This window comes from Ensifer sp. 1H6 (genome assembly GCF_001976035.1).
In the GTDB taxonomy this organism is placed as follows: Bacteria; Pseudomonadota; Alphaproteobacteria; order Rhizobiales; family Rhizobiaceae; genus Ensifer; species Ensifer canadensis.
Window position 1 is genome coordinate 139,761 of sequence record NZ_MOAI01000005.1, and the last position, 14,013, is coordinate 153,773.

Genomic DNA, 14,013 nt, shown 5'->3' on the forward strand with positions numbered 1-14,013 from the left:
ACAATCCGAAGGCTGTGCACAAGGGCATTCGCGTCGTCTCAAGGGGGCGGACGATCGCCCGCCCGGCACGGACCGGAAATGGTCCGTGATGCGATCGCACCGGATAATTCGGGGATGATCGAAATGCACTGGTCGGGTACTGGAGGAGACTGTGGCCCGATCTCTGTCGTTCGGCTGCGTCGTCGCGACGCCGCCAAGGGAGGAAATATGTTTGAACGACTATTCAAGTTAAACGAGCATGGGACGTCCGTGCGCACTGAGGTGATCGCCGGCGTCACGACATTCCTGACGATGTCCTACATCATCTTCGTCAACCCCGACATTCTGTCGTCCACGGGCATGGATAGGGATGCCGTCTTCGTCGCGACCTGTATTGCCGCGGCGCTCGGCTCGGCCGTCATGGCGCTCGTCGCCAACTGGCCGATCGGCATGGCGCCAGGCATGGGCCTCAACGCCTTCTTTGCGTTTACCGTCGTCGCAGCCCTCGGCTTTACCTGGCAGCAGGCGCTGGGTGCCGTGTTCATCTCGGGCATGATCTTCCTGATCCTGACGGTAACAGGGGTCAGAAGCTGGTTGATCGCCGGTATCCCGCATTCGCTCAGAAGCGCGATTGCGACCGGTATCGGTCTTTTCCTCGGCATCATCGCGCTGAAGAATGCCGGCATCGTCGTCGACAATCCGGCGACGCTGGTCGGTCTCGGCGACCTGAAGCAGACCGGACCGCTGCTGGCGATCCTTGGCTTCTTCGTCATTGCAGTGCTCGATTCGCTCAAGGTCCGCGGCTCGATCCTGATCGGCATCCTCGTCGTCACCATTCTGTCGATGCTACTGGGGGTGAGTGAGTTCAAGGGCATTGTTTCCGCGCCGCCGAGCATCGCGCCCACCTTCATGCAGCTCGATATCATGGGCGCGCTCCATGGCGGCTTGCTCCACGTGATCCTCGTCTTCGTGCTCGTCGAAGTCTTCGATGCCACGGGTACGCTGATCGGTGTGGCCAAGCGCGCCAAGCTGGTGGAAGAAGGAAAGCCAAGCCGCCTCGGCCGGGCGCTTCTGGCCGACAGCACCGCCATCGTTGCCGGCTCGCTGATCGGCACCAGCAGCACCACCGCCTATGTCGAAAGCGCCTCCGGCGTCCAGGCAGGCGGTCGCACGGGCCTGACGGCGCTGACCGTCAGCGTGCTCTTCCTTGCCGCCCTGTTCTTCTCGCCGCTGGCAGCGGCCGTTCCGTCCTATGCGACGGCACCGGCTCTGCTCTATGTTGCCGGCCTGATGATGCGCGAACTGACGGAAGTTGACTGGGACGACCTGACGGAAGCGGCGCCTGCCGCACTCACGGCACTGGCCATGCCCTTCACCTACTCGATCGCCAACGGCCTTGCCTTCGGCTTCGTGAGCTATGTCGTGCTCAAAGTGTTCACCGGCAAGTGGAGCGTCATCCATCCGGCAACGCAGCTGGTCGCAGCGCTCTTCATCGTGCGCTTCGCCTTCTTCGCCGAATAGGAAAAAGGCCGGGGCAGACAACGCCCCGGCCTCACATAACTTCCCCCGCGAAGCTGGCCGGACTGCAGGCGTTTCCTGCGGCTCCGGTCTTTTTGCGTTTGGCGGTGGTTGGTGGCGCGAGCGCTCCTCGATCAGTATTGCCCGGCCGGCAGATGCACCACGAGGCCGTCAAGCGCGTCGGAAACAGTGATCTGACAGCTGAGCCGGCTTCTTTCGTCCGGATTGACGACGCAATCCAGCATATCCTGCTCCTGATAGTCGGGCGATGGCAGCCGGCCGGCCCATGTCCCGTCGATATAGCAGTGGCAAGTGCCGCAAGCGCAGGAACCGCCGCATTCGGCGGCGATGGCATCGATGCCGTTCTGCACGGCTGCCGACATCACCGACTGGCCGATTTCGGCCTCAACCTCGGTCGATTTCCCCTCGGCATCCACAAAGACAATCCTGGGCATTGCATGGTCTCCACTCAAATCTGAAATCGTTCGAATTGCTTCGCGCTGGAGGGCGCATCTGTTGGCGTTCAGGCCGGCTTGATGGCGATCTGCAGCCGCTTGGGGCCGCGCACCGAAAGGCCTCGCTTGTATTCGGGCTCTTCGTCGACAAGCTCGATCGTCGGGAAGCGCCGCAACAAGGTGCTGAAGATGATGTCCATGTCGAGCCGGGCGAGATGGTTGCCGAGACAGAAATGCACGCCACCGCCAAAGGCCAGATGCCTGTTGGGGGTGCGACCGATGTCGAACGCATTGGCGTTTTCGAACTGCTTGGGATCGCGGTTGGCAGCGCCGTAAAGCACTCCGAACTTCGTGCCGCGCGCGAAAGTCCGCCCGCCGATTTCCACGTCCTCGATGCAGTGGCGATGGAAGAACGGCAGCGGTGACTCGTAGCGGAACATCTCCTGCACGGCCGTCTGGATCAATGCAGGGTCCTTTCGCAGCCGCGCCATCTGTTCGGGAAACCGCAGCAGCGCATGCATGCCGCTTCCAAGCACGTCGATGGTCGATCCATGGCCGGCCATCAGGATCAGCATGCAGGTCGAGATGAACTCGTCTGAATTCATCGCGCCGGCACGTTCGGCCTCGATCAGGACCGAGATGAGGTCGTCCTTGGGGTTTCGCTCGCGCTCGTGTTTCAGAACCGTCAGGTATTCGTAGAATTCGGTGGTGTTGGTCTCGGCGATGCGCTTGCGTTCATCCGACCGGTCGACGTCGAAAAACTGGACGATGTTCTCCGACCAGATGCGCAACTGGGGACAGTCTTCGTCCGGAACGCCGAGCAGTCGGCCGATGATGTGACCGGGCACGTGGGCGGCGAGATCATCGACGAAATCGATCTGGCCGCGATCGGCGAGGCTGTCGATCAGCCTGTCGACATAGGCCTGGATCTGATCGCGTAGCTTGGCAATCATCGCCGGCGTGAACAGTTTGAAGACCTGTCTGCGCAGCCGGTCGTGTACGGCGCCATCGCTGTCGAGCAGGCTAAACTGCACAAAGCGGGAGTGGTGCGGCATGTCGTGCCAGTTGCCGGCGCGCTGGATCCTGGCGATTTCCTCTGATGTCGCGATGTCCTCGAGCGAGCGAACCATACGCTTGTCCATGACGATTGCCGAGACATCCTCGAAGCGCGAGGCCAGCCAGATGTCGAAGTCCTCGTAATAGTGCAGACCGTCCTTGTCGCGCAGCGCCTTGTAGGTCGGATAGGGATCGCGCGCGAAATCGGGGGACAAGGGAGTAAACGCGACCTCCACCTGGCTCTCCGTCGATAAGGTCTCTGCCATTTGCCGCACTCCCTGCAAAAACTGCATGATAGCGTCATCAGGCAGTACTGGGAAATGCAGCAATCTCGCGAGATAATGGACAAAACTCGCATCGCCATGCAGAGTGTCGCGCATGTTGGCTGAGCGCGAAGAGATCTATTTTCACACACCGGCACGTTTTGCAGGCGCGTTCCCCTACAAGGCGCTGGTTGCCGGCGCGCGGGTGGCGTTGCCGGAGGAGTCGCCGATACGCAAGCGCTTCCATCAGCACGTGCTCGTTCACACCACCTCGGGGCAGGGGCTGATAGAAGTGCGCGGGCAGCGGTTCGTCGCCGAGGAGGGCCTGTCGGTCTGGCTCGACACGTCGCAGGCCTATGAACATCGCTGCGCGCCCGACGCCCGTGAATGGCGATATCTCTGGATGGGTGTCGAGGGACATGGGTTGGACGAGGTCTATGCCTTCCTCAATGTGCAGCAGTCGCCGTTGTTCGAGCCGTCGGATCGCGAGGCGGCCCGCGTCGCGTTCCAGGCCGTCATCGGCTATCTCGACGATCGCTCGTCGGCAACGGATGCGCTGGTCAGTGCGGCGATTGCCGGCCTGATCGCCAACCTGAGTGCGCCGCGATTGGTGGGTGCTGCCGCACCCGACGATTCTGCCTCACGCGATCGCATAACCAGTGTGCTTGCCGCAGTCCGAAAAGACCTTGCCAAAGCCTGGACGATCGATGAGCTTGCGGTCCTCGCGCATCTCAGCCCATCGCAACTGTTTCGGAGATTCAAGGACACCATCGGTACGACGCCGATGGACTGGCTGCGCCATGAGCGCATCAACCAGGCAAAACGTCTGCTGGTCGAGCCGGAGGCGAAGGTTTCGGCAGTCGCGGCGCACTGCGGCTATCCCGATCCCTATCATTTCTCCCGCGATTTTCGCCGTTTGACCGGCTACACCCCGACGAGATTCAGGCGTGACGGTGGGTACTAGGGCTCGTGAACGAAAGGATGACGGGACCCACTCCGGTAGAGCGGGTCCGTCCTCTGGTGTCAAACCCGCCGTCAGCGCAGCAGGAATGGTTGCTCGAAGAAATGCTCCTCGAGATTGACGCCTTCGCCGCCGCGGTCGACCACGGCAAAGTCCGAGACGTCTTCCAACGGCGTCAGGATGCCGTGCCAGACATTGCGGGCGATATTGACGCCCTGGCCGGGCGCGGTCCGGAAGGCGATCGGTTCGCTCGGACCTTCAGCCGTCTCCTCCGAAACGACAACCAGGAACGGATTGTCGGTCAGGGGAATGAAGGCCTGACTGCCGAGCGGATGCCGTTCGACCATGGTCAGCTTCAACGGCAGCGGATAGGGCTCGCCGCGCACGAGGCTGATCATCGGCCGGGCCTTTTCGCCGGCGGTTTCGATCTTGGCGAGATCATGGTAGCGGGTGCATTTTCCACCGTTGATGGGAAAGCTGTGGGCGTTTTCAGTCTCGATCACGTCGCCGAATGGCGCGAATGCCTCGCGTGTCAGCGGCTTTATCTCGATCTCCTTCATGTGACGCTCCTCCGTCCTATGTTGGTCGTTTACGGGGTGCCGGCCCTTGCAATGCGCCCGAAGACACGCAGCCGGCTGACGCCGCCATCGGGGTAGATGTTGAGACGAACATGGGTGGCGCAACCGACCTCTTCGATCAGGTCAGGGCCGTACTCATGAATGCTGTCGGCGCTCAGTTTCTGGCGCGGGAGCACGTCCCGCCAATAGAGCGAAGATGCTGTTAGCGCCGCATCGACCGTACAGTCCGTCTCGCCGTGGTCGGCCGCCTGCACCGAACAGGCGTCGGGATAGTTGCCCTTGAAATGGGCGGTATCGACGATGATGCGTTCGATCGACGTGCGTGCGGCCAGCCTGACGATGATCCAGTCGTTGCCGGGTTCGCGCCGCCGTCGCGTCTCCCAGCCGTCGCCCATGTTGATCCCCCGCCCGGGTGCCAGCAGTCGTTGATGGCCGTAGTGGCCGTTGGAGAAGACGACGATCCGGCCGCCGAGCAGCGAGGATGCGAGATCGACCACGTCGTCGCCGATCCGATCCCGGTCGAGGGCGGGCGTGCCATAGACCCGCAACCGGGCAACGCCACCGTCGGGATAGATCCGCAGCCTGATATGGCTCCAGGTCCCATCTGCAAGGGCTGCGAAGTAGTGATGGGCGCTTGGACCAAGCGGGCTCATGCCCAAGAGCTCGGTCCAAGCGGTTGCTTCATCCGGCCCATCAGGCGCCAGACAGGCGTCGATTGCGCAGGCGGAGGGGTAGTTGCCGGTAAAATGCGTCGTATCGACGTCGAAGCCGGCGATCCGGCCGGTGGCGGCAAGCGCGACGATCGCATGGTCGTGGCCGGGACCGCGTCGACGCCGCGTTTCCCAGCCATCCATCCATTTGCCGTGTTCGTCGTAGACGCCGGGATGAAAGACAGCGGGACAATCCTGCAACAGCCGTTCGAGCGGGGCGAAGAACTCGTCGGTGGCAAACACCGGCCTTGCCCCGAGGCCGGCGGAGGCGAGATTGATCGCCTTGCGCGCGAAGTCAGGCAGGCCGACGCTGTCGATCGTCATCGCCTGCACTCAGCTCGGCAGCATGTCTTTGAGGCGGAGAAGAGCAATCCTTTCCACCTGCCGGCAGGCCGTCTCGAGCTCGCTGTCGCGATCGTTCTCGATCCGGGTTTCGAAGGCCGCCAGGATGTCCTCCTTGCTGCGGCCTCTGACCGCGATGATGAAGGGAAAGCCGAATTTTTCGACATAGGCGCTGTTGAGTTCGGTGAAACGCGTGCGTTCAGCATCGGTCAGGGCGTTAAGGCCGGCGGAAGCCTGCTCGCTGGTCGAGCTTTCGGTCAGCCGCTTTGCCTGCGCCAGCTTGCCGGCGAGATCCGGGTGGGCGTTGAGCACGGCAAGACGCTCTTCCGGCCTCGCCTCGCGGAAGACTGCAGTGAGCGCTGCAGCAAGCCCGATCGCCGTGTCGTTGGCGGCCGATAGCTCGCTGGCAAAGGCGCGCCTGGCGATCCAATCGGAATGTTCGAAAACGCCACCGAAGCGAGCGACGAAATCAGCCTCGGAAAGCTGCGATGGACGGTCGTCCCAGGCCTTGAAGGGATAGGTCTTTGCCCAATGCCGTGCGATATCGACGCGACGAGCTAACCAGACCTTTTCGTGGCCCTTCACGTAGTCGATGAAACGCGCAAGCGCTGCGGCGCGACCCGGCCTGCCGACAAGGCGGCAGTGCAGGCCGATGCTGAGCATCTTTGGTGCGCCGGCCGCACCTTCCGCATAGAGCACGTCGAAGCTGTCTTTGAGATAGCTGAAGAACTGGTCACCGCTGTTGAAGCCCTGCGCCGTTGCAAAGCGCATGTCATTGGTGTCGAGCGTGTAGGGAATGACCAGCTGGTGGCGGCCCGCATGTTCATGCCAGTAGGGCAGATCGTCGGCATAACTGTCCGAGACGTAGTCGAAGCCGCCAGTCTCGGTCACCAGATCGAGCGTGTTGTCCGAACAGCGACCGGTGTACCAGCCGCGCGGCGGTTCGCCGGTGACGATCGTGTGCAGCCAGATCGCCTCTGTGATCTCTGTCCGCTCCCGCTCAGGGCTGAATTCCTTGTGCTCGATCCACTTCAGACCGTGCGAGGCGATCTCCCAGCCGGCGTCTTGCATCGCGGCCAGCTGCGCCGGGGAACGCTTCAGCGCTGTTGCGACGCCATAGACTGTCGCGGGCACGCCCTTTTCCGTGAACATGCGATGAAGCCGCCAGAAGCCGGCGCGGGCGCCGTATTCATAGATCGATTCCATATTCCAGTGGCGCTGTCCGGGCCAAGCCTGCGCACCGACGATTTCCGAGAGAAAAGCCTCTGATGCGGCGTCGCCATGCAGCACGCAGTTCTCGCCGCCTTCCTCGTAATTGATCACGAATTGCACGGCAATCCGCGCCTCGTCGGGCCAGACGATGGTGGGGTTCGGGCCATGGCCGTGAAGATCGCGGGGGTATCTCATGCAAGCAGTCCTCCAGACATTTGTCTCTGCACCTCGATTCCTAACGGGATTTTTCCGCCGTCATTCCCCCCAAAAATTTTGAAAGTCTCGAATGATCCGCCCGCTTCTCAATGCACTGGCTCACCGGGATACTGCGAAATGGAAAGATGACTTCGGGAGGAGCAAGACGCATGCAATCTCATGGTGGAAACGACGGCCGTCTGACGACCCATGTACTCGATACGGCCAGTGGCAAACCGGCCAAGGACCTGCGCATCGAGCTGTATCGCATCGAGGGCGAGCGCCAGACGCATCTGCGCTCGGTCAGGACGAATGATGACGGACGCTGCGATCAGCCGCTGTTGAGCGGATCGCTGATGCAGGCCGGCACCTACGAGCTGCATTTCCACGCCGGCGACTATCTTGGGTCCGAAGCTGCGCGCGGCGCCAACCCGTTTCTCGATGTCATCCCGATCCGTTTCGGTATCGACGATCAGGCGGCGCACTATCATGTGCCGCTGCTCTTGTCGCCCTACGGCTATTCGACCTATCGCGGGAGCTGATCAGCAATGACCATTCAGATACGCAACACGATCCGTTTTCTCCTGAACCACCGCCTTGTCGAGCTTTCCGACGTTTCTGCGGTGCAGACATTGCTCGATTTCCTGCGCATCGATCGCAACCTGCGCGGAACCAAGGAAGGCTGTGCCGAGGGAGACTGCGGCGCCTGCACGGTGCTGGTCGGCCGCCTGCTCGGCGGGCAGCTCAAGTATGAATCCGTCAATGCCTGTATCCGCTTTGTCGGTTCGCTCGACGGCTGTCACGTGGTGACGGTGGATTCGCTGGCAACACCGGGTGGTCCACTCCATCCCGTCCAGCAGGCGATGGTCCAGACGCACGCGTCGCAATGCGGCTTCTGCACGCCTGGCTTCGTGATGTCGCTCTACGGGCTTTGGATGGAAAACGCCAAGCCGTCGGTCACCGAAATCGAGAAGGCGCTGCAGGGCAACCTGTGTCGCTGTACTGGCTATGCCGCGATCATTCGCGCGGCCGAGGCGATTTCGACCATCGGCGATCTGGGGAAGGATCCATTGTTTGCCGAACGCGATCGTATCGCCGGCGAACTCGCAGCCCTTCAGGATGGCCGCCGCGTGGTGATCGGCGAGGGAGCGGAACTGTTCATGCTGCCGGCTTCCGTCGATGATTTTGCCGATGTGCTCGAAGCCAATCCGAAAGCGACGATCGTTGCCGGCTCGACCGACGTCGGCCTCTGGGTCACCAAGTTCATGCGCGATATCGCGCCGGTCGTGCATCTCACGCACCTGGAAGAACTTCGTCGCATCACCGTCGACGACAAGGGTGTGACGCTTGGCGCTGGTGTCAGCTATGCCGAAGCCTATCCCGTCATTACCGAACATTTCCCGCAATTGCGCGAGCTTTGGGACCGGATCGGCGGACAGCAGGTCCGCAACATGGGTACGGTCGGTGGCAACATCGCCAACGGATCGCCGATCGGCGACACGCCGCCGGCATTGATTGCGCTCGGCGCGTCGGTGACGCTGCGCAAGGGCGCTCGCCGCCGTACCGTGGCGCTCGAAGATTTCTTCATTGCCTACGGCAAGCAGGATCGCGAGCCCGGTGAATTCGTCGAAGCGGTTCACATTCCTTTCCTCGAAGCTGACACCAGCTTTGCCGTCTACAAGATCACCAAGCGTCTGGATGAAGACATCACCGCCGTCTGCGGCGCATTCCGCCTGACATTCGACGGTGCCGGTGAAGTCGCTGACGCGGTGATCGCCTTTGGCGGCATGGCCGGAACACCGAAGCGGGCTGTTCATGTCGAGGCGGCGCTGAAGGGCAAGGCCTGGCAGGAGCCAACGGTCGAGCAGGCGATCTCCGCCTTCGATCAGGACTTCACGCCGCTTACCGACTGGCGCGCCTCGGCGGAGTATCGCCAACTGGTGGCCAAGAACCTGTTGCGCCGCTTCTATCTTGAAACGCAGGCGACCGGAAACATCCGGATCGACCGCAACATTGCCGTAGCCGTCTAGGAGGTGAGACCCATGAATGTGATGCAGCCCATCGACCGCATCCGCGGTGGCGTCCACGAAAACGAACGGCACGAGTCCGGCCACAAACATGTGTCGGGAACGGCCGAGTATATCGACGATATTCCGGAGCCGGCCGGCACATTGCACGGCTATCTCGGTCTGTCCCAGCGCGCCCATGCCGATATCCTGTCGATCGATTTCGACGCGGTCAGCGCCAGCGAGGGCGTCATCGGTATCCTCACAGCTGACGACATCCCGGGTGAAAACGACATCAGCCCCGCCCACAAGCACGACGATCCGGTGTTTGCAACCGGCAAGGTCGAGTTCTACGGCCAGCCGATGTTCGCCGTCATCGCCACGTCGCGTGAAGCCGCGAGGCGTGCAGCCGTCAAGGTCGAGGTCGAATACCGCGATCTGCCGCATGTGACCGACGTGCTTGAGGCTGCTGCCGCGAACTATCCTCTGGTCATCGATCCGCTGAAGCTGGAGCGTGGCGACATCGAAGCCGGTTTTGCCAAGGCGAAGAACATCGTCGAAGGCGAGATGCGCATCGGCGGTCAGGACCACTTCTATCTCGAAAGCCAGATTTCCTTTGCCATTCCCGGCGAGGACGATGAGGTCCTGGTTTATTCGTCGACCCAGCATCCGAGCGAAACCCAGCACATGGTGGCAACCGTGCTTGGCGTGCCGTCCAACGCCGTGACTGTCAATGTGCGCCGCATGGGTGGCGGCTTCGGCGGCAAGGAAACGCAGGCCAACATCTTCGCCGCCGTGGCGGCCCTGGCCGCAAAGAAATACCGTTGCGCCGTCAAGGTCAGACCTGACCGCGACGACGACATGTCGGCAACCGGCAAGCGTCACGACTTCCACGTCGACTACAAGGTCGGCTTCGATGACGAGGGCCGGATCGAGGCGGTCGATGCGGTGTTTGTGGCGCGCTGCGGCTTTTCCGCCGATCTCTCTGGACCCGTGACCGATCGCGCGCTCTTTCATGCCGACAACTGCTACTTCTATCCGAACGTCCGTCTTCGTTCGAAGCCGTTGAAGACCAACACCGTCTCGAACACTGCGTTTCGTGGCTTCGGCGGCCCGCAGGGCATGGTCGGCGGCGAGCGCATGATCGAGGATGTCGCCTATGCTGTCGGCAAGGATCCGCTCGAGATCCGCAAGCTCAACTTCTATGGCGGCGAGGGCCGCAATCTCACGCCCTATCACCAGACGGTCGAAGACAACATCATCGGGCGCATCATCGAGGAGCTCGAAACGTCGGCCGATTACGCTGCGCGTCGAGAGGCCGTGATCGCCTTCAACCGCGAAAACCACATCATCAAGCGCGGCATCGCGCTCACCCCGGTCAAGTTCGGCATCTCCTTCACCAAGACCGAGTACAATCAGGCAGGCGCCCTGGTGCACGTCTATACCGACGGGTCGATCCACCTCAACCATGGTGGTACCGAGATGGGGCAGGGGCTTTACACCAAGGTTGCCCAGGTGGTGGCCGACGAGTTCCAGGTTGATCTCGATCGCGTCAAGGTAACGGCGACGACGACGGGCAAGGTGCCGAATACGTCGGCGACAGCAGCGTCCTCCGGTTCGGATCTCAACGGCATGGCGGCCGCCAATGCGGCGCAGCAGATCAAGGCGCGGCTGGTGCGCTTTGCCGCCGAACGCTGGAATGTTGCCGAGGCCGATGTCGCCTTCGAGCCGAACACAGTGCGGATCGGCGCGGAACGCTTGCCCTTTGGCGAGTTCATCAAGCTTGCCTATGGCGCCCGTATCCAGCTGTCCGCCGCCGGTTTCTACAAGACGCCGAAAATCCACTGGAACCGCTCGGAAGGCCGCGGCCGTCCGTTCTTCTATTATGCCTATGGCGCGTCCTGCTCCGAAGTCAGCGTCGATACGCTGACCGGCGAATATCAGGTCGATCGCACCGACATCCTTCACGATGTCGGCCGATCGCTGAACCCGGCACTGGACCTGGGTCAGGTCGAAGGCGCGTTTGTTCAGGGCATGGGCTGGCTCACGACAGAGGAACTGTGGTGGGACGCCAAGGGTCGGCTGCGCACGCATGCGCCGTCGACCTACAAGATCCCGCTTGCCTCCGATCGACCGCGCGTGTTCAACGTTCGCCTGGCGGAATGGTCGGTCAACCGGGAGGAAACGATCCGGCGGTCAAAGGCCGTCGGGGAACCGCCGTTCATGTTGGGCATTTCGGTTCTGGAGGCGTTGTCGATGGCAGCGGCGAGCGTTGCGGAGTATCGTATTCCCCCGCGCATCGACGCACCGGCGACGCCGGAGCGGGTGCTGATGGCGATCGAGCGGCTGCGAGCCGCCGCAAGGCAAGGGGCTGTAGCACAGGGTTGATGGCGATGGTTGCGAGCCGAGAGGATATCAGGGACTTCCTGCGTCGCGAACCGGACTGCGTTCTGGTCGAGGTGACGGGTGCCGCAGGCTCGACGCCGCGCGACACCGACGCCTGGATGCTGGTGGCGCCGGACGGCCTCTTCGGCACCATCGGCGGCGGCCAGCTCGAATATATGGCGATCGACCACGGTCGTCGCGCGATGAAGCGCGGCGATGGCGCCGACACGATGACGGTCCCGCTTGGCCCCGAGATCGGTCAGTGTTGCGGCGGGCGCGTCGCGCTCGCCTTCACGCGCATCGATCGGGAGAAAGCCGCCATGTTGATTGAACGCAGCGATCTGGAGATTGCCAGCCGCCCCCCATGTCTACGTCTTCGGCGCCGGGCATGTCGGTGATGCGCTGGCGATGGCGCTATCGCTTGTGCCGGTGCGCACCATTCTCGTCGACACCCGCGAGGACGAGCTTTCGGCCGCCGATATCCACGGTATCGAGACCTGCCTGACCGCGATGCCCGAGGCGGTGGTCCGCGATGCGCCGCGCGGCAGCGCCTTCGTGATCCTCACCCATGACCACGCGCTCGACTTCCTGATTGCAGCCGAGGCGCTCAGGCGTGACGACGCTTCCTATGTCGGCATGATCGGCTCGAAGACCAAGCGTTCGACCTTCAAGAACTGGCTGTCGCGGGAAATCGGCCGGCCCGATCTTTTCGATCGTCTTATCTGCCCGATCGGCGGCACGGCCGTGAAAGACAAGAGGCCGGCGGTGATAGCGGCCCTGGCCGCAGCCGAGATCATGACCGCCGCGCTCAATCATCATTGGGAGGCGCCGGCTGTCTCCTCGGTCAAGCCAGGCAAGCGCGTCGGCGCCTGACGCTCAGGCGCTTTGGCGCGGCCGGATGATGCAATCGCCGACTTGGTCGAATTCACCCAGTTCTTCGGCGTGACGCTGACCCCATTCGCACAGGGCAAGCAGGACCGGCTCGAGGCTCTGGCCCAGTGCCGTTGCCGAATATTCCACCCTTGGCGGCACTTCGCGAAAGATCTCGCGATGAACGAGGCCGTGTTCTTCCATCTCGCGAAGCTGCTGGATCAGGACTTTCTGGCTGACGGCCGGTACGAGCCGTCGCAACTCAGAGAGGCGCCTCGGACCGTCGAACAGGTGATAGAGGATCACTGCCTTCCATCGCCCGGAGATCACCTTGAGCGCACGCTCGGATGGCAGTGATGGCAGTCTCTTGATGATATCGGCCATGGTTACCAATCGGTCAGTATGGAACAAAAGGGTGTGTAGAGCCAAACGGGAGTCTAAGGCTAATTATGGATCAAAGCCAGTCAAATGAGGTTGAGATCCATGAAAGCAATCCGGTACCGCTCCTTCGGGAGCCCTGAAGTCCTTGAGCTGATCGATATGCCGAAGCCGGTGCCCGCGCACGGCGAAGTGCTGGTGCGGGTCGGGGCGATCGGGCTCAATTTCTTCGAAGTTCTGATGCGGCAGGACCGATACGCGGTGACACCTGGTTTGCCGATGGTGCCGGGTGTCGAGATCGCGGGCATTGTCGAGGCGCAGGGCGAAGGCGTGAAAACGCCGGCGGTCGGCACGCGTGTCGCCGTGCCGATGTTCGCCTCCGGCCGCGGGGCGGGCGGGTGCGCCGAATATGTCGCGATCGACGCTGACGCACTCGTGCCGATCCCCGGCGACGTTTCGTTCGAAGTGGCGACAGCGCTGATGATCCAGGGGCTGACGGCGCTTCATCTCGTTCGGCAAAGCAATCCGCAGGGAAAGACCGTGCTGGTGACTGCTGCGGCCGGCGGTGTCGGCTCGCTGCTCATTCAGCTTGCAAGAGAGGCTGGTGCAAAAGCGGTAATCGCGCTTGCGGGCGGCAGCGAGAAGGTCGCGTTCACACGCTCGCTCGGCGCGGACCTTGCAATCGACTACAAAGCAGCGGATTGGCGGTCGGAGCTTGGACAGCATCAGGCAGGTGGGTCAGTCGAGACGATCTACGACATGGTCGGCGGATCCTTCACCAAATCCGCGCTTGGTGTTCTGGCGCAAGGCGGTGAGCTCGTCTTCGGCGCGATGGGGCGCTTCGAACTCGAAGCCGCTGACGTCGAACAAATGCTTTCGGGCAATCAATCCCTGCGTGGGTTCGCTCTATTGCCGTTGCTCACGCCGTCCGCCCTGAAAACCGATCTCGGCGATCTGTTCCGTCGCGTGGAGGACGGGCGGCTCAAGGTCCATCTGGGTGGTCGGTTTCCGCTGGAACAGGCGGCAGAGGCGCACCGTGCCATGGAAACACGAAGCACGACCGGTAAGATCGTGCTCGTGCCTTAACCGATCAAGCAGAGCGCTG

General features: G+C 62.3%; 12 protein-coding genes and 1 pseudogene. 7 read left to right on the forward strand and 6 right to left on the reverse strand.

Features of this window, described 5'->3' with window-relative positions:
- Positions 1-207: 207 nt before the first annotated feature.
- Positions 208-1,500 carry an NCS2 family permease gene (locus BKP54_RS07980; RefSeq protein ID WP_025428585.1) on the forward strand — a complete coding sequence of 431 codons (1,293 nt, stop codon included), beginning with the start codon at positions 208-210 and terminating at the stop codon, positions 1,498-1,500.
- Positions 1,501-1,631: 131 nt separating this feature from the next.
- On the opposite strand, the gene BKP54_RS07985 is transcribed toward BKP54_RS07980, so the two are convergent.
- Together BKP54_RS07985 and BKP54_RS07990 are read right to left on the reverse strand one after the other, a co-directional pair.
- Positions 1,632-1,952: a 2Fe-2S iron-sulfur cluster-binding protein gene (locus tag BKP54_RS07985; protein WP_025428586.1), complete on the reverse strand. Its 321-nt coding sequence runs from the start codon at positions 1,950-1,952 to the stop codon at positions 1,632-1,634.
- A 68-nt stretch (positions 1,953-2,020) separates the two neighbouring features.
- Positions 2,021-3,274: a cytochrome P450 gene (locus BKP54_RS07990; RefSeq protein WP_057211383.1), complete on the reverse strand. Its 1,254-nt coding sequence runs from the start codon at positions 3,272-3,274 to the stop codon at positions 2,021-2,023.
- Positions 3,275-3,386: 112 nt separating this feature from the next.
- Here BKP54_RS07990 and BKP54_RS07995 point away from each other — a divergent pair, with 112 nt between their 5' ends.
- The gene (locus BKP54_RS07995; RefSeq protein ID WP_057211266.1) at positions 3,387-4,235 is read left to right on the forward strand and encodes an AraC family transcriptional regulator; all 849 of its coding nucleotides are present in this window, start codon (positions 3,387-3,389) and stop codon (positions 4,233-4,235) included.
- A 71-nt stretch (positions 4,236-4,306) separates the two neighbouring features.
- Here BKP54_RS07995 and BKP54_RS08000 read toward each other — a convergent pair whose 3' ends face one another.
- Genes BKP54_RS08000 through puuE form a run of 3 tightly spaced genes read right to left on the reverse strand, consistent with a single transcriptional unit; the run spans position 4,307 to position 7,269 of the window.
- Complete coding sequence (locus tag BKP54_RS08000; protein WP_057211263.1) at positions 4,307-4,792, reverse strand: ureidoglycolate lyase; 486 nt, start codon at positions 4,790-4,792, stop codon at positions 4,307-4,309.
- 29 nt (positions 4,793-4,821) lie between these two features.
- Positions 4,822-5,844 (reverse strand): allantoicase, encoded by a 1,023-nt coding sequence (gene alc / locus BKP54_RS08005; protein ID WP_084814347.1) that lies wholly within the window; start codon positions 5,842-5,844, stop codon positions 4,822-4,824.
- Between the two features lie 9 nt (positions 5,845-5,853).
- On the reverse strand, positions 5,854-7,269 hold the full coding sequence (gene puuE, locus BKP54_RS08010) for an allantoinase PuuE (protein ID WP_084814348.1): 1,416 nt from the start codon (positions 7,267-7,269) through the stop codon (positions 5,854-5,856).
- 170 nt (positions 7,270-7,439) lie between these two features.
- Here puuE and uraH point away from each other — a divergent pair, with 170 nt between their 5' ends.
- The 4 genes and pseudogenes from uraH (at position 7,440) to xdhC (ending at position 12,533) form a co-directional block, all read left to right on the forward strand.
- Entirely contained in the window at positions 7,440-7,811 is a 372-nt protein-coding gene (gene uraH / locus BKP54_RS08015; protein WP_025428592.1) for a hydroxyisourate hydrolase, read from the forward strand.
- Between the two features lie 6 nt (positions 7,812-7,817).
- A complete protein-coding gene (gene xdhA, locus BKP54_RS08020; protein WP_057211257.1) occupies positions 7,818-9,299 on the forward strand; it encodes a xanthine dehydrogenase small subunit in 1,482 nt (493 codons plus the stop codon).
- Between the two features lie 12 nt (positions 9,300-9,311).
- Complete coding sequence (gene xdhB, locus BKP54_RS08025; RefSeq protein WP_057211255.1) at positions 9,312-11,663, forward strand: xanthine dehydrogenase molybdopterin binding subunit; 2,352 nt, start codon at positions 9,312-9,314, stop codon at positions 11,661-11,663.
- Positions 11,664-11,668: 5 nt separating this feature from the next.
- Positions 11,669-12,533 (forward strand): annotated as a pseudogene (gene xdhC / locus BKP54_RS08030) (xanthine dehydrogenase accessory protein XdhC).
- A 3-nt stretch (positions 12,534-12,536) separates the two neighbouring features.
- On the opposite strand, the gene BKP54_RS08035 reads toward xdhC, so the two are convergent.
- The gene (locus tag BKP54_RS08035; RefSeq protein ID WP_025428596.1) at positions 12,537-12,914 is read right to left on the reverse strand and encodes a helix-turn-helix domain-containing protein; all 378 of its coding nucleotides are present in this window, start codon (positions 12,912-12,914) and stop codon (positions 12,537-12,539) included.
- Positions 12,915-13,013: 99 nt separating this feature from the next.
- Between BKP54_RS08035 and BKP54_RS08040 the strand changes: the two genes are divergently transcribed.
- Positions 13,014-13,994 (forward strand): zinc-binding dehydrogenase, encoded by a 981-nt coding sequence (locus tag BKP54_RS08040; RefSeq protein ID WP_025428597.1) that lies wholly within the window; start codon positions 13,014-13,016, stop codon positions 13,992-13,994.
- Positions 13,995-14,013: the final 19 nt, after the last annotated feature.